Raw genomic sequence first — 16091 nt, 5'->3', positions numbered from 1 at the left:
GGCTCATCCCTCCTCGACTTCCAGCATGTATCCCAAACCCCGCGCCGTCTTGATCCGCACGCCATACCCTTCGAGCCGCCGCCGGAGCCGTGAGACATGCGGCTCTATCGCACTGTCTTCCACCCCTGCGCCGGTGCCGTAGACATGGGTCATGAGTTGCGCCTTGGAGACCATGCGCCCACGACGCTCCAACAGGCATTCCAGCGTCGCGATCTCCTTGCGCGGAATATCAAGCGCCTGCACCCCATCCATCAACTGACGGCTCGTGCGATCGAACACCAGCCTCCCGAGTGGATCACGCGCGGTGAATTCAAGATCCTTGCGTCGGGCCAAGGCCCGCAGCCGCGCCTCCAACTCATCCATCTCGAAGGGCTTGGTCAAATAGTCGTCCGCCCCGGCATCAAGCCCCGCGACCCGTTCTTCGGTCTCGCTGCGCGCGGTGAGCAGAATGACGGGCATGCCGTCGCCCCGACGGCGAAGAGAGCGCAAGACCCCGAGCCCGTCCAACCCCGGGAGATTGATATCGAGCACCAGAAGATCCGCGCCATCGCGGGCCAGAAAGGCATCGGCCTCGCGCCCGTCATGCAGCACGTCAACAGCATGGCCCCGGTCCCGCAAGCGGTATGCAATCCCGTGGGCCAGTTCCACGTTGTCCTCGACGATGGCAATCCGCATGGTCAAAAGATTGTCACGATGCGCAAGTTTGGTGCAAGGTTAATACCACAAGGTCACGGACACTGGAGGAGGGATTCGTTCCCGAAACACGATACTGTCGTCTGGGCCCTTTGGCTCGGACAGGCAAATAATAGCCGTCTGGGAGGACACCAATGAACAATTCGAAGCTTACATCCACCGTTGCCGCCGCCGCGCTCGTCGCTGCGGGCATGGCTGCCCCCGCCATCGCCGAAGTCGATTTTTCCGGCGAGACGATCGAGTGGGTCATCCCCTTCTCGGAAACCGGCGGATCGGCGAAGTGGGCCAACTTCTTTGCGCCATTGCTCTCCGAAGAGCTGCCGGGCAACCCGACCGTCGTCGTGAAATTCATGCCCGGCGCCGGATCGACCAAGGGCGCAAACTGGTTTCAGGAACAGGTCCACGAGGACGGAACCGTGCTGTTCGGCACCTCCGGCTCCACCCAGTTCCCCTATCTGCTTGATGATCCGCGCGTGCGGTATGAGTACAGCGACTGGATCCCCGTGATGGCATCGGGCACAGGCGGTGTTGCCTATCTCAATGCCGAAGATGGGGCCAAGTTCGACGGTTCGGCGAATGCGCTGAAGGATATCGATTTCATCTATGGCTCGCAGGGTGCCACGCGTCTCGACCTCGTGCCGCTTCTGGCTTGGGAAATGCTGGGCATGAACGTAGAGCCGGTCTTTGGCATCAAGGGCCGCGGGGATGGCCGCCTTATGTTTGAGCGCGGCGAGGCGACGATCGATTATCAGACATCGTCGGGCTACTTGGGCGCATCGGCCGATCTGGTCGCAAGCGGCACTGCGGTTCCCATGATGACCTGGGGCGCGCTTGACGAAGAGGGCAACATCGTCCGCGATCCGACCTTCCCCGAAATTGCCTCCTTCAAGGAAGTCTGTGAAGCGACGGACGGGTGTGAGACGTCGGGCGAGCAATGGGACGCTTGGAAAGCCTTCTTCGTCGCCGGCTTCCCGGTGCAGAAAATCGCCTTCCTTCCCGCCGGTACGCCGGATGACGTCAAACAAGCCTATTCGGACGCTTTTGACGCGGTCCGCAAGCGGGACGATTTCGCGACCCTCGCGGCGTTGCAGGTCGGCAAGTATCCCGTCTTCGTAGGCGAAGGCGCGGCCAAGGCCACCGTTGCGGGAACGACCGTCTCCGCAGAGGCAAAGGCCTTCGTGCAGAACTGGCTTCAAGAAGCCTATGGCGTGTCGCTCAACTAAAGCGCAGCCCGCGGCCTCTGGATGTTCGTCTGGGGGCCGCCTTCTGATTCCAACATGAGGAGGCCGCAGCGATGGATGCGCTCGCAACCGCCCTGCCCGCACTCGGTGACGCATGGGCCCTGATCTTGCAACCTGCCGTGCTCGGCTATCTGGTGCTGGGCGTCGTCATGGGATTGGCCGTTGGGGTCTTTCCCGGCTTGGGGGGCATCGCCGGCCTCTCTCTGCTACTTCCGTTCATGTTCGGCATGGACCCGGTCATGGGCCTTGCCCTGATGATCGGGATGGTGGCGGTCGTACCCACCTCCGACACCTTTGCATCCGTCCTGATGGGCATACCCGGTTCTTCCGCCTCTCAGGCCACGGTGCTCGACGGTTTTCCTCTTGCCAAGAAGGGTCAGGCCGCACGTGCGCTTGCCGCGGCCTTCACTTCGTCGCTCTTTGGCGGTTTGGTCGGGGCGCTCTTCCTGACCCTGTTCATCCTCGTGGCACGGCCCATCGTGCTGGCCTTCGGGCTGCCCGAAATGCTCATGATCACCATACTCGGCCTGTCGATGGTGGCGGTGCTTGCGGGGCGGGTCGCCCTCAAGGGGCTCGCTGCGGCGGGACTGGGGCTCATGATCGGAACGATCGGGGAGGCCGACGCCGGCGGTTCACTGCGGATGGCGACCTATGACATTCCTTATCTGACCGATGGCCTCCAGCTGGTTATCGTGGGGCTTGGCGTTTTTGCGGTACCCGAAATCGTGTCGCTGTTGCGGCAGGATCGCTCCATAGCAAAGGACGCGTCGCTTGGCGCGGGCTGGATGGACGGTGTGCGTGACTGGATGGAGAACAAATGGTTGTCGGTGCGCTGCTCCTTGATCGGTGTGCTGGTCGGGATCATTCCCGGCCTTGGCGGCTCGGTCGTCGATTGGATCGCCTATGGTCATGCGGTGCAGACCACCAAGGACAAGTCGAATTTCGGCAAGGGTGAAATCCGCGGCGTGATCGGGCCGGAAAGCTCGAATAACGCAAAAGAAGGCGGCGGGCTCGTTCCCACCCTCCTCTTCGGGATCCCCGGCTCCGGCTCGATGGCGATCTTTATCGGGGCGATTGCCCTGCTCGGGTCCGGCGATATCGAAGTCGGCCCCTCGATGCTGCGTGACAATCTCGACATCACCTATTCCATCGTCTGGCTGCTGGCGCTGGCCAATGTCGTGGGCACCTTGTTGTGCATCGCGGCGTCTGGCGGCATCGCGCGGCTCACGACGATCCGCTTCACCTATCTCGCGCCATTCCTGTTCATGTTGATCAGCTTTGCGGCGTTTCAATCCGGACAAAACTTCGAAGACCTGCTGGCCCTGCTGGCGATTGGTCTGATCGGCATCTTCCTGCGGCGCTTCGACTGGTCACGCCCGGCCTTCCTCATCGGGTTCGTCCTGTCCAACCCGGTTGAGAAATTCTCCAACCAAGCGTTTCAGATCGCTTCCTTCCGCTTCCGCAAAAGCTTTGAGGAGGGGATGGACTATATCTTCTCGCCCATCGTGATCATCCTTCTCATCGTGACCGTGGTCTCTGTGGTGCTCGGCATTCGGCAAGCCAAGTCGATCATGGCCGAAGGCGATGTTCAGTCCGGCTCCAAGCGTGCGCCGGTTGTGTTCCTTCTGATCATCATGGCCTATCTGGTCACGGCGCTGGTCAATGCGCACATGATCCCCGACTACAACCTGACGGACAAGATCGTTCCGCTCGTTGTGGGTGGTATCGCATTGTTCTGCTGTGCGATCATGCTGGTCCAGATGATGCTCCGCCCCGAAGGGAACGTGATCTTTGCCGACAAGGAAGTCTCGGGCGAAGACGCCGAGGCGCCCTACGGTCTCTGGTCGACGCTCGCATGGTTCGGCGGTTTGATCCTCGGGACATTCTTCGTGGGGTTCATCCTTGCACTGCTGGCCTTCCTGCTCAGCTTTCTCCGTCTCCGCGCGCGGGCCGGATGGGCCAAGACGCTGATCCTGACCGCCTGCGGCATCGCTTTCATGTGCCTCATGGCAGGCGCGTTGAACCGCGATTTCCCGCCCGGCCTGCTGCAGGATGTGACCAATCTGCCATGGCCATTGAACTAAGGAGCGCGTGATGACCCAGACGGCGATCCCCTTTATCTTCATGCGCGGCGGAACCTCGCGCGGTCCCTACTTCAACCGCGCCGATCTTCCGCAGGATCGCGAAACGCTGGCCGAGGTTCTGCTTGCGGCCATCGGTTCCGGCCATCCGCTCAACATCGACGGGATTGGCGGTGGGGCCGCGGTGACCACAAAGGTTGCGATGCTCTCGGCTTCTGAGGACGACTGGGCCGACGTGGACTATTTCTTTGCGCAGGTCTCCGTCGAGGACAGGCTGGTCGATTTCAAACCGACTTGCGGGAATATCCTCTCGGGCGTGGGCCCCGCCGCAATAGAGATGGGCCTCGTCACCCCGACGGGCGAGGAGACGGAAATCAAGATCCGCGCGGTCAATACCGGCGCGCGCGTTCTGGCCCGGATCCAGACACCGGGCGGCACGCTGAGCTACGACGGGGAGGCCGCTATCGCCGGCGTGCCCGGCACGGCCGCGCCCATCGCGCTCAACTTCATGGGTGTTGTCGGCTCCTCCACGGGGAAATTCCTCCCCACCGGTGCTTTGCGCGATGAAATCGACGGCATCGACGTTACCTGCATGGATGTGGCAATGCCCATGGTCTTGGCCCGCGCATCGGATTTCGGCCTGTCAGGATACGAAAGCGCGGCTGAGCTTGATGACAATCCGCAGTTCTTCGAGCGCATGGAGGCGGTACGGATCAAGGCGGGCGCGTTGATGGGGATGGGCGACGTCAGCCAGTCCGTCACACCCAAATTTGGTATCTTTGCCCCGGCGCAGGACGGCGGAACCATCTGCACGCGGTACTTCATGCCGTGGAATACACACCCGAGCATGGCGGTCACCGGATCGCAATGCATGGCCTCCTGCGCGCTGACCCCCGGCACTATCGCTGATGACCTGCTCCAACGTCCGGATCAAAGTCCGGCCAATATTGTGTTGGAGCATCCCTCGGGCACGATCGAGGTTCTGGTGGATTTCGACGCGGCGGATGGGTTTGCGCTCAACTCTGCCGGGCTGCTCCGCACCGCGCGCAAGTTGGCCGACGGGCAAGTCTATGTGCCGCGCCGCATCTGGAGCGGGGCGTGAAGGTACACATTCTCGACGACTGGTTCGACACGCTCTCGTACCTCCCGTGCTTTCGCCTGCTCGACGGGTACGACACCACCGTCTGGACGGATCATGTGGAGGATGAGCTGGTCTTGGCAGATCGCCTCAGGGAGGCCGAAGCGCTGGTGCTCTTTCGCGAGCGCACCAAGGTAACCCGCACCTTGTTAAGCCAGCTTCCAAACCTCAGGCTAATCTCACAGCGCGGCGTCTATCCCCATGTGGACGTGGCCGCCTGCACCGAGCATGGCGTGCTGCTCTGTTCGCGGAGCGGTGGCAACGGGCCGAACCACGCGGCAGCAGAATTGACGATCGGCCTCATGCTGTCGGCCATGCGCCAGATCCCCCAACAGATAGCAGCAGCCAAGGCGGGTCAGTGGCAGATCGGTGTCGGGCGAACCCTGCGCGGACGTGTGCTCGGCCTCTATGGCTATGGCCGGATCGGCAGGGAAGTCGCCAAGCTCGCGGACGCCTTTGGAATGTCGGTTGTTTGGTGGGGCTCCGAGGAGGGTCGCGCCCGGGCATCGGCTGAGGGCGCCACGGTAGCCAACAGCCGCGCCGCGTTCTTTTCCCAAAGCGATATCGTCTCGCTGCATGTCCGCCTCAAGCCAGAAACCCGAGGCCTGATCACTCAGTACGATCTGGACCAGATGCAACCGGGATCACTTCTCGTGAATACGTCACGGGCGGGTCTCATCGCGCCGGGTGCGCTGTTGCAGGGGCTGAACGCGGGTCGTCCGGGCATGGCAGCAGTCGACGTTTTTGACACCGAACCGATGACCGACGCATCCGATCCCCTTTTGGCACACCCCAATCTCATCTGCACCCCGCATATCGGGTTCGTGACCGAAGATGAATTCGAAGTGCAGTTCGCGGATATCTTCGAACAGATCGCGGCCTATGCTGCAGGCACGCCGCTGCACATGATCAACCCTGAGGTTTGGCCCAACGCCGGATAAGCGCGGCCACGATGGGCGCCCCCATGATCACGAGCACGATCCTCGTCAGGTGATGCGTGATGACGAACCCGAGGTCCGCCCCCGTGACAATTGCAAGGACGGTCATCTCCGCCTGCCCCCCCGGCGCGAAGGCCAGAAACGCCTCGACCGGGTGGCCCAGCTCCAACCGGGTCACAACCAGCGTGAATCCCGCCGCCAGTATCGCCAAGAGCAACACATAGGCGACACCTGCGATCACGACGCGGCGCAGTTCGGCCAAGGTCACGCCCAGAAACTGTACCCCGATCCCGCAGCCGATGAAGAACTGCGCCGCGAGAATAGCCTCCCGAGGGGGGCGGGCATGGATGAACCCGGCAAGCGACAAGGCGGCGGTGACAATCATCGGCCCGAGGATGGACGCGCCGAAAAGCCCGATCCGCTCGCCCCCCTTCCATCCAACGAATGCGGCAACGGCCATCAAGGCCAGTTCGCGCAGCGGAATTTCACTCGCTGGTGCGCCAATCGGATTGGTCAGACCGGCACCGTACACAAGCGTAAGGAAGGCAGGGGCCAAGGTCACGATCAGAAGCACCCGCGTCGCATGGATCAAGGAGAGGGTCCGCGGATTGCCTCCTGCCTCGGTCCCGAAGATCACCATATCCTGCAGCCCGCCCGGCATCGCCGCGTAATAGGCCGTCGGGGCATCGAAGCCCCAGACGATGCGAAAGAACGGCACCCCGACGCATCCGATCACGAGGATGAAAAGCGGAACCAACGCCACCGAACCCGCCATCTTGGGCAGTTCGGAGAAAAGCTCTGGCGTGATCGAAGCCCCGACCGCCACGCCCAATATCGTACGCGCAGCGACAGATATGAACCCAAAACCCTTCATTGGCAGATGCGCCAGCGCCGCGATCAAGCAGGCGGTCATCGGGCCAAAAAGAAACGGCAAGGGTAAATGCAGCAGCCAGAAGACCCCCGTGCCGACCGCCGCCGTGCCGAAAGTGAGGGCACGCCGCCCCATGGGGGAGGGATTTTTGAGCGCCGGGTGCAATGCTTGCTCCTGTAGAGTTGACTCGTGTTGTATCCATCAGTATCCAAATGGATACAAAATGCAATGGAAACCGACATGGCCGACATCGACGATCTTCAGCTAACTCTTCCGCAGGGCAATTCAGCCTATGCGCGACTGCTTGAAGATATACGCGAGGGCGCGCTCCAACCCGGCGACCGCTTGAGGGAAACGGACCTTGCCGAGCGGCTCGGCGTCAGCAGGACACCGGTGCGCGAAGCGATCCGTCAGTTGGAGGCCGACGGCCTCGTGAGCCATGTCCCCCGTCAGGGTGCGACGGTCAGAAGTCTTGGCTACGCCGAAGTCATGGAACTGTATGAGATGCGCGCCGTACTGGAAGGGACAGCGGCCCGGCTCGCGGCGCGTGCGGGGTCGGATGTGGAGATTGACGAGCTGGCCGCTCTCAATGACCGCCTGACAGAAGCCGGGGCGACCCCAGAGGCGACCCGGTTGAACCGCATCTTTCACGCCACCTTGCTGGATGCGGCCAAGAACCGGTTTCTCTCCAAATCGATGCTGTCTTTGCAAAAGGCCCTGATGATCCTTGGGCCCACCACGTTGTCGGACCACGACCGCGCGCATGCCGCAGATACGGAACATCGCCGCATCATCGAAGCCTTGCGCGCCCGCGATGGGGCGGCCGCCGAAACGGCGATGCGCGAACATATCGAAGCCTCACAACGCCTGCGCATCCGCGCGCTGCGCGAACGCAAGGCAGCAGGCGACCTCGGGGAGATTGATCATGAATGATGCACCCGAAACCTGCGATGTGCTGGTGATCGGCGGCGGAAACGCTGCGCTCTGCGCGGCCATCACTGCCGCCGAAGCAGGGGCAAGCGTTTTGATCCTCGAGGCCGCGCCAAAGGCCTATCGCGGCGGAAACTCCCGCCATACCCGCAACTTCAGGTGCATGCATCACGGGCCGCTCGGGCCGCTCATAGAAGACTACACCGAAGAGGAATATCTCGCCGATCTCATGAAGGTGACGGGGGGCCGGACGGATGATCGCCTCGCCCGGCTCGCAATCCGCACCTCCGAGGAATGCCTGCCGTGGATGGAAGCGCATGGTGTCAGGTTTCAACCCTCCCTCTCCGGCACCCTGTCGCTCGCACGGACCAATGCATTCTTTCTTGGCGGCGGCAAAAGCCTCGTGAATGCCTATTACCGAACGGCACAACGGCTTGGCGTCCGCGTCCTCTATGAGGCCAACGTTACGCACCTCACCCTGGAGGATCGGCAGGTCACGCGTGTCGCGTATAGCCATGACGGGCAGGACAAAGCCGTGGCCCCGCGCTCCGTCGTCGTCGCGGCGGGCGGGTTTCAGGCCGATACCGACTGGCTTGCGCGTGCCTGGGGTCCAGCCGCGAAAAACTTTCTGATCCGGGGGACGCCCTATAACCGCGGTGTCGTACTGGCGGACCTTCTGGAACAGGGCGTCGATCAGGTCGGCGATCCGACTCAATGCCACGCCGTTGCGATCGACGGACGCGCGCCGAAGTTTGACGGGGGGATCGTTACGCGCCTCGACTGCGTGCCCTTTTCCATCGTGGTCAACAAGAACGCCGAGCGGTTCTATGACGAGGGCGAAGACGTCTGGCCGAAACGCTATGCGATCTGGGGGCGGCTTGTTGCCGAAGAGCCCGATCAGGTTGGCTACGTCATCATCGACGCCAAGTCGCTCGAGCTATTCATGCCTTCGGTCTTCCCGCCCATCGCGGCCCAATCCATTGAGGAACTCGCACAGAAAATGGGACTCCCGCCCGCGAAACTTCGCACGACTGTGGACGACTTCAACGCAGCATGCGGCGATACATCCGCCTTTCATCCGACCGAACTGGATGGTGTTGCCACCACCGGGCTGACGCCCCCCAAGACGAACTGGGCACGGCCCATCACCGAACCGCCCTTCTATGGCTACAGCCTGCGGACCGGTGTCACGTTCACCTACCTCGGCCTGAAGATCAACGAGCGTGCGCAATGCTCCATCGGCGGGACGCCCATGCAAAACCTTTGGGCTGCGGGTGAAACGATGGCGGGTTCGATCCTCGGCCAAGGCTATCTCGCTGGCTTTGGCATGACCATCGGCACCGTCTTTGGGCGCATTGCCGGCAAGGAGGCCGCATCACATGCAAACTGATTTTCTCGGAGAAGCCCGCCGCCAAGCGGAGATCTGTAACGCTTGCCGCTACTGCGAGGGCTACTGCGCCGTTTTCCCCGCCCTGCACCGTGAGCGGGCTTTCTCTGACGGCGATCTCACACAGCTTGCGAACCTCTGTCACAATTGCCGGGGCTGCTACTATGCCTGCCAATACACGGCCCCGCATGAGTTCGACCTGAACCTGCCCCGCGCCCTCGCCGAAGTGCGACAGGAGAGTTGGAAGCGGCACGCATGGCCCAACGGGTTCGCAGGGGTCTTTGACCGCAGCGGACTGCTCATCGCTGTGGGATTGGTCGTGGGGTTCGCCTTGCTCTTTTCGCTCGCAAGAGGACTCCGCCCAGAGGAGGGCGAAGGCTTCTATGCCGTCATGTCGCACGGTATGATGGTCGCGATCTTTGCCCCGGCCTTCGTCTTGCCCCTCCTTGCGCTTGCCGCATCGCTACGCAGCTATTGGCGGGAGGTTGGTGGTGGCCCGTTGAGATTGCGCGACCTGCTGGCTGCCACACGCTCCGCAGGCCGGATGAGGAACCTCGAAGGCGGGCATGGGGATGGCTGCAACTTCGAGGACGAGGGTCGCTTCACCCATGCGCGGCGTCACCTGCATCAGGCTGTGCTCTACGGCTTCCTGCTATGCTTCGCCTCAACCGCCAGCGGCACAATCCTGCACTATGTTTTTGGGATGGAAGCGCCGTATGGCCTCTTCTCACTGCCCAAACTGCTGGGTGTGCCGGGAGGGATCTTGCTGAGTATCGGGACCGCCGGGCTGGCATGGCTCAAGACGCGGGCGGATCGCGACTTGAGCGCCCCTGCCGCCTGGGGCGGGGAAATGGCCTTTGTCCTGCTGCTTTTCACGGTCGGGTCGAGCGGGCTGCTGCTCTATGCCGCGACCGGCACTGGACACGTGGGTTGGCTGCTGCCGTTGCACCTCGGGGCGGTGCTGACCTTCTTCGTGCTCACGCCCTATTCCAAGATGGCGCATGGTTTTTACCGCATGACTGCGCTGACCCGCGAAGCGGCGGCGCGGGATGGAGGGCAGGTCTAGACCCCGGCCCTTGGATCTCACAGATTTCCGCTTGGCCTACGATCCCTCTCTTGACCCTCGGAGCGCCGTGAAATAACACCCGTAATCACCGAGCGGGCGTTGTGTAATGGTAAGACCTCAGCCTTCCAAGGAAGTGTTCTGAGTGTCATCACGTATCGCACTCTTGCTAAGTTTTTCATTTCAATCAATTCTTACTCGCATGCAGCCACGCTGAGTTCCGTGATTTATCATGCCGTTCCCGACAAAATGCCAAAGCTCACTGAGACCTTCGCACGCAAACTTCCACCTGCAAAAAACGGCACCCAAAAGTTCTGGGACCCGGAGATCAAAGGCTTCGTCCTCTTCGTCGGGAAGCGCTCCAAGACTTGGTACTTCCAGAAGGATGTGGGCGGCTATACGCGTCGCGAGCTCATAAGGTGGTTCCCCATCATCTCCGCTCAAGCGGCACGTCAGACCGCACTCGGTCTGGCAGTTGAATGGGGGCGTGGCTCGGGGAAGACGATCCAGATCGGGGCCCCTACCCTAGCAAACGCCATGGTGTCCTACCTGGCTAGACCCTAGCTTCGGTCAGACGCCCATCGAATAGGTCTACGACAGCAATTCGACAGGCATCTGAAGGACTGGATGGGCCTTCCATTGGACGAGATATCGAAATCCATGGTTGCAGCGCGTCACCGGTCCATGGCAAAAGTACCCTCGGCAGCAAACCACACGCTGAAGTACTTTCGGTCGGTCTGGAACCACGCGCGCCGAACCTACGACCTTCCCGAAAGCCCGACCGTGGCCATTGAGTGGTTTGACGAAAAGCCAGACGGGCGGATCATCGAAGACTTTGCCGCCTGGAAACGGGAGGTGGACGGTATCTTTAATCCCATTCACCAAGTCTTCTACGAGTTCATCCTCTTCACCGGTTTGCGGAAGTCCGAAGCTTTCGCCCTGGAATGGTCCGACGTTCACGAGGACCATATCCATCTTCCGATGACCAAGAACGGGCGGAGCTTTGATCTCCCGATTGTGCAGGTCCATCACGAAATCTTGGCGCCAATGCGGGGGCTGAGCCGTCAGTGGGTCTTTCCATCTCCGAAGAGCCCGTCAGGCTACCTGACGTCACCAGAGCGGATGGCATGGCCGCCGCATGCGCATCGTCGAACCTATGCCACGGTCGCCATTGAGGCAGGTCTGCTAGAAGAAATTGTCGGCCGTCTCCTCAATCACACGCCGCTGTCGATCACCGGGCAACGCTACGCAAAACCTTCTCTGGATGCCCTGAGGCCTGCGATGCAAACTGTGTGCGATGAGTTGAGCGCGCGACTAGGCAAGGTGGGAAACGGTGAGTGACGAAAACGAGAGCGCGGAACCCAACGACGTGTTCCGGCAGCTTTGGGCAGATTTGGGGGTCGCTGAAGATCAAAGAGCTCCCTTCGGGGGTGCGTACAAGAGCATTCTTGCAGAGTATGACAAGCAGACGCTGACTGCGCCCCGGCTGGACCCTGCCAAGGTGGCAAAGCTGTTGAAGGCATTGGCCCCAGATGGCGTTCTTGTCTGGGAACTCAAAGGACAACCACTCAACTGGATATCCGGGCTCAGTGCTTTCTGCCGGCAAGTTGACAATGACCACATCATCGCCGGACTGAATGCGTCCCACAGCGATGTCTGTCTGGAGCTGTATCGTTTCGCGAGCAAACAGGTGGACTCAGTTGCACTCGGTCCGACATATGATCAATCCGCCAGCTGTGAAACTGCACGAAAGCGGGGGGCTCTCCTGATACCGGATTTGCCCATTCCAGATCGTGAACTGCTGACAGACGACTTCATCAACGCCGTTTTGAGGCCATATCATGCGGCTCGGCGAAGAGCCGTCGAAATCTATTTCCGTCAGATCGAAGAGACCCACAGAGCCGGGATGTGGCTGGCATTCCGCACAACCTCGACAAACAATCAGGTTTTGCTGCTTCCGGGCAAAGGATTTGATCAGCTAAGCAACTACCGTATTCCGCGCGCGAGCTATGCGAGAGGGTTTGGATATCATGACGACGAACTCGATCAGCTGATCTTTCCGCCGAGACCTCTGGCCTTCGATCCTGAAGCTCTGGTCTTCCTGCCGACGAGCGACATTCCGGAGTTCTGTCTCGACGAGAAAAAGGAGGCACGCAAACGAGCGGGGCGCTCAGGCGGCAGACCTAAAGGTACCGGATTCAAAGAAGCCGATCTGCCAGCCATCGAAGAAATGCACGAGCTTATGGCAAACGGGTGGGCCAAGTCGGTCCGAGATGCCGCTCGACAGTTGGTTGAGCGTCGTAGTGAGGATGTCGCCGGCGAAGGGACGGAAGAATCGACACTGACTCGATTGCGAAAACGCTACCGCGAAATGTATCCAAGCAACGGATAGCTGATCAAAAGCGTATCAATTACAGAACCCTGCGCAAGGTTCAGGTCTATCGGGCTGATAAAGCTGTGGTTATTCTCCAGATCTCTCCAGTTTTTCTCCAAAGAAAAAAGCCCGTTCTTGGACGACATTCGGTGCAGTTGAATGGCGTAAGAAGAAGGAGAGCGCGATGACGGACGACCACAAGCGCCTGATGAGCAGAACAGAAGTCGCGGATGTTTACGGGATCGGGCGGCGCTTTCTGGAAACGGCCGCATTGCGCGGCGATGGTCCCAGCTTTGTTCGGATCGGCCGCCTCGTGCGCTACCGGGCGAAAGACGTCGAGGCCTGGATTGATGCCAACTGCGTTTCCACGGAGGTGCAGTGATGCTCGACCAAGTGCAAATCGACTGGAGGACAGAACGCTTTGTCTGGAAGAAGAAAGTTCATCATAGTCAGCACCTGACGCCCGGTGCCAAGTGTCTCGCGTGCTTTCTTTGCGACCAGTATGCCCGCAAGCATGACGGCGCTTGCTGGCCATCAAACAAGACGCTTGCTCAAGCGCTAGCGGTGGATGTGCGCACAATCCAACGCCACGTACTCTCGCTGAAGCAGCAGGGTTGGATCACAACCATGAAAACGCTTGGGCGTCGCAGGGTGATCCTGTTGCGGTACCCTCACGCGGGCGAACACGACAGTAAGGACGACACGACTAATCTGAAAAAGGTGACAGCAAAGTCGTTCGAACATGACAGAAATGTCGCTCCCTATAAGAACCTAGAGAATAACCAAGAAAAAAGTGGCCAGACTGGTAGCCCTACCAAATGCATCTTTGTCTCGGACAACGAGGTAGAGGTGATCCAGCGCTGGCGGAATTGGATCGAAGCCTACATAGACTTCAAATGCTCTGAGGTTCTTGAATTGCTGAGAAGTCGCAATGGCTACCACTTGCCGGAAAGATACCCGAAGGAAGGCCCAGAGCACATAGCTCGCTACAACGCATTCTTTGAGCAGGCAATCCGCAAGGCATCCTAGAGGTCAACAAACGGGATGAATTGCCATGAGCATGTCGCTCTGACCCTCTCGCGTTCGGGGAAAGCATCAGTGGCCCTCCCCTGCCCCCCCCCCCCCCCGGGGGGGTATCCCAAAATCTCATGCTTCTGCGGTTGACCGGTGCTGATACCTAAGTTTTTGCGCGTCACAATTTGGAGAAAAAAGCCCCCCTCAGAGTGTCTGACGTCAGCACCTTTGGGACAGATTTGAGGATTTGAACAACGGAGAATTACCGGTTCATCGTAACCTTCATGGAGTGAAGATGGACAAGAAATCCGGAACGTCGAAAGCCTCAGCTGTCAAGCCGGTCAAGAACATCCGCCGCAAGACCCGTCAGACCTATTCGGCTGAGGAGAAAATCCGCATTGTTCTGGCGGGCCTGCGTGGCGAGGAGAGCATCGCGGCGCCGCCGCGAGGGGATTTCCGAGAGCCTGTATTACAATTGGTCGAAGGAATTCCTGGAAGCGGGCAAGCGTTGACTGTCGGGCGACGCGGCGCGTCAGGAGACATCGCCCGGGGTGAAGGATTTTCGTTCAGAGACCGTGGCCCTGAAGGAATGCGTCGCAGACCTTACCCTCGAAAACCGATTGCTCAAAAAAAGCATGGCAGGGGCTGGGGAGTTCGAGGAATGAGATATCCCGCAACCGAGAAGCTGGAGATCATTCACACTGTCGAGGCATCGCCCCTGTCCACCAAGCAGACCCTGGACATGCTGGGTGTTCCGCGCCCCACATTCTACCGCTGGTATGATCGCTACGTCGAGGTTGGCTTTGATGCCCTGACAGAAATCTCGTCCTGGCCAAAGTCGGTCTGGAACCGTATTCCGCAGGCCAGGCGGGATGAACTGATCGAGTTCGCGCTGGAACATGAAGCCCTCACGACACGGGAGTCGGCGGTCAAATATACTGACGAGAAGCGGTATTTCATATCTGAATCATCCGCTTATCGGTTTCTGAAAGAAGCCGATCTGATCACTGCCCCCGACTGTGTCGTGATCAAGGCCGCCGATGAGTTCACAGACAAGACCATCAATCACGCAAACGAACCAGAGCCTAATGACTGACTTGAACCAGTTCAGGTTCTAGTGATGGCATGAAAGATCTAAATCAGTTATTCGCGTATCAGCCGAACTTAGCCTTGACAAAAGCAGTGAGGGCCGCGGTGCCAGCGGTCTTGATGAGATCCAGCGACCAACTTGCCATCGTTCCGAGCAAAGTTGTCGCCGTTTTCTCATCACCGTCTTTGAGCTTCTCCGCCGCAGTTTCAGCGAGTGTGGCCTGAGTTTCCGCGTCATCGTACTCAGTCTTCTCCCGCATCAATTTTGCCACGGCGGCGAGAGACACAGCCAACTCTTTTCCTTGCTGATGGACGGAAACAACATTTCCGCAGCCAATGACGTTGCCAGTACCCGAGATTGTATTGCCTTCGAATTTGTCGCCCATGATTATCTCCTGCCTTTCGACGTTTACGATGGTCTTCGCGTTGCGAACTTCGTCCAACATATTGAGCAATTTCTTTGCAACTTGCGGCCGAACGGATGACGTGACGATGCGAACACGTAGCGTTTCCAGTTCTCCCGGGTGCAAACTCTCAAAGGCAGCATACCCCATTTCAACGAGATACTCGGCAGATTTCTGTGAGAGTTTGAGATGGGACCTCAGGACATGCCGCGTGTAGGCGTTGAAGATCAACTGGACCCGATCGTCTTCCAAGTCGATGTCTTCATGAAGGAGCAGCTGGGACATTGCCTCGATATCCTGCAGCATTCTGAAGGTATATGTTCGCAAATAGCGTGTCGCGCTCCATGATGCGGAGTATCGTCCTTGGTTCCAAGTTGTCGCATGGGTAGTGAAAGTGCAGAGCTCAACGCTCTGATTTACCGCGGTAACCCGATCTACCTGCACGTAGACGTTGAAATCGCTCGCCCAATCGTCACCTGGCCCCTTAAATGGCAAAGTCGCGGTCCTGGCCGACTTAATCGGACTATCGCTTTCGATCACGCAAAGACACCTACGTGCCATCACGGCGTCACTGTGCAACTCGGAACCGTGTAGAGTTAGAGCGCGCGACCAAATCAACGGGACCGCCCGCGTTCCCCGGACAAGTGCACCAGAATAGAATGTTTCTCCGCTGCCGTCCCGAACGTGCAGTGTCGCCGAGAGCATGTCGCCGACGAAACGCTCAGCTGCGGCATAGGTCTTGGGATCGTTCTCCGTCGAAATCAGTACTTCGAACCTGCCATTCAGCAATCCGTCGAAATAGCATGCTTTGCGAACAAGCCGAACGCGGCCAAGCCCATGTCGATCCATTGGTGGCAAGCTCAGTCGG

The 16091-nt window shown here is 59.7% G+C and carries 13 protein-coding genes and 2 pseudogenes; 12 read left to right on the top strand and 3 right to left on the bottom strand.

The annotated features are described in order from the left end of the window. Positions 1-3: 3 nt before the first annotated feature. The gene (locus BM234_RS15300) at positions 4-675 is read right to left on the bottom strand and encodes a response regulator transcription factor (RefSeq protein ID WP_092066715.1); all 672 of its coding nucleotides are present in this window, start codon (positions 673-675) and stop codon (positions 4-6) included. A 152-nt stretch (positions 676-827) separates the two neighbouring features. Between BM234_RS15300 and BM234_RS15295 the strand changes: the two genes are divergently transcribed. The 4 genes from BM234_RS15295 to BM234_RS15280 all read left to right on the top strand — a co-directional run bounded on the left by BM234_RS15295 (position 828) and on the right by BM234_RS15280 (position 6094). Continuing rightward, complete coding sequence (locus tag BM234_RS15295) at positions 828-1916, top strand: type 2 periplasmic-binding domain-containing protein (RefSeq protein ID WP_092066525.1); 1089 nt, start codon at positions 828-830, stop codon at positions 1914-1916. A gap of 71 nt (positions 1917-1987) precedes the next feature. Next, entirely contained in the window at positions 1988-4018 is a 2031-nt protein-coding gene (locus tag BM234_RS15290; protein WP_092066523.1) for a tripartite tricarboxylate transporter permease, read from the top strand. A gap of 10 nt (positions 4019-4028) precedes the next feature. Continuing rightward, complete coding sequence (locus tag BM234_RS15285; RefSeq protein WP_092066521.1) at positions 4029-5117, top strand: 4-oxalomesaconate tautomerase; 1089 nt, start codon at positions 4029-4031, stop codon at positions 5115-5117. Beyond that, positions 5114-6094, top strand: a complete 981-nt coding sequence (locus BM234_RS15280) for a D-2-hydroxyacid dehydrogenase family protein (protein ID WP_092066519.1) — start codon at positions 5114-5116, stop codon at positions 6092-6094. Before BM234_RS15285 ends, BM234_RS15280 begins: the two co-directional genes overlap by 4 nt. Here the strand turns inward: BM234_RS15280 and BM234_RS15275 are convergent. Then, positions 6063-7097, bottom strand: coding sequence for an AbrB family transcriptional regulator (locus BM234_RS15275; RefSeq protein ID WP_092066713.1), 1035 nt, complete (start codon positions 7095-7097; stop codon positions 6063-6065). The two genes, BM234_RS15280 and BM234_RS15275, sit on opposite strands and share 32 nt — an antisense overlap. A gap of 105 nt (positions 7098-7202) precedes the next feature. Here BM234_RS15275 and BM234_RS15270 point away from each other — a divergent pair, with 105 nt between their 5' ends. From BM234_RS15270 to BM234_RS15235, 8 genes and pseudogenes are all read left to right on the top strand, one after another. Beyond that, a complete protein-coding gene (locus BM234_RS15270) occupies positions 7203-7895 on the top strand; it encodes a GntR family transcriptional regulator (protein WP_092066711.1) in 693 nt (230 codons plus the stop codon). Then, a complete protein-coding gene (tcuA, locus tag BM234_RS15265; protein WP_092066517.1) occupies positions 7888-9282 on the top strand; it encodes an FAD-dependent tricarballylate dehydrogenase TcuA in 1395 nt (464 codons plus the stop codon). The genes BM234_RS15270 and tcuA overlap by 8 nt, the downstream gene beginning before the upstream one ends. Beyond that, positions 9272-10345 carry a tricarballylate utilization 4Fe-4S protein TcuB gene (tcuB, locus tag BM234_RS15260; protein WP_092066515.1) on the top strand — a complete coding sequence of 358 codons (1074 nt, stop codon included), beginning with the start codon at positions 9272-9274 and terminating at the stop codon, positions 10343-10345. Before tcuA ends, tcuB begins: the two co-directional genes overlap by 11 nt. Positions 10346-10591: 246 nt before the next feature. Continuing rightward, positions 10592-11683 (top strand): annotated as a pseudogene (locus tag BM234_RS15255) (tyrosine-type recombinase/integrase). Continuing rightward, on the top strand, positions 11676-12734 hold the full coding sequence (locus BM234_RS15250) for a hypothetical protein (protein WP_092066513.1): 1059 nt from the start codon (positions 11676-11678) through the stop codon (positions 12732-12734). Before BM234_RS15255 ends, BM234_RS15250 begins: the two are co-directional and overlap by 8 nt. Positions 12735-12900: 166 nt before the next feature. Then, the gene (locus tag BM234_RS15245) at positions 12901-13098 is read left to right on the top strand and encodes a helix-turn-helix transcriptional regulator (protein WP_092066511.1); all 198 of its coding nucleotides are present in this window, start codon (positions 12901-12903) and stop codon (positions 13096-13098) included. Further along, positions 13098-13745, top strand: coding sequence for a helix-turn-helix domain-containing protein (locus tag BM234_RS15240; protein WP_092066509.1), 648 nt, complete (start codon positions 13098-13100; stop codon positions 13743-13745). The genes BM234_RS15245 and BM234_RS15240 overlap by 1 nt, the downstream gene beginning before the upstream one ends. Before the next feature lie 280 nt (positions 13746-14025). After that, positions 14026-14790: pseudogene (locus tag BM234_RS15235) on the top strand (helix-turn-helix domain-containing protein); the annotation flags it as partial. Positions 14791-14884: 94 nt separating this feature from the next. Here the strand turns inward: BM234_RS15235 and BM234_RS15230 are convergent. After that, positions 14885-16072 carry a hypothetical protein gene (locus tag BM234_RS15230; RefSeq protein ID WP_092066505.1) on the bottom strand — a complete coding sequence of 396 codons (1188 nt, stop codon included), beginning with the start codon at positions 16070-16072 and terminating at the stop codon, positions 14885-14887. Positions 16073-16091 lie beyond the last annotated feature (19 nt).

This window comes from Poseidonocella pacifica, from assembly GCF_900111875.1.
Classification (GTDB): domain Bacteria; phylum Pseudomonadota; class Alphaproteobacteria; order Rhodobacterales; family Rhodobacteraceae; genus Poseidonocella; species Poseidonocella pacifica.
This window is presented reverse-complemented; position numbering and strand designations above follow the sequence as displayed.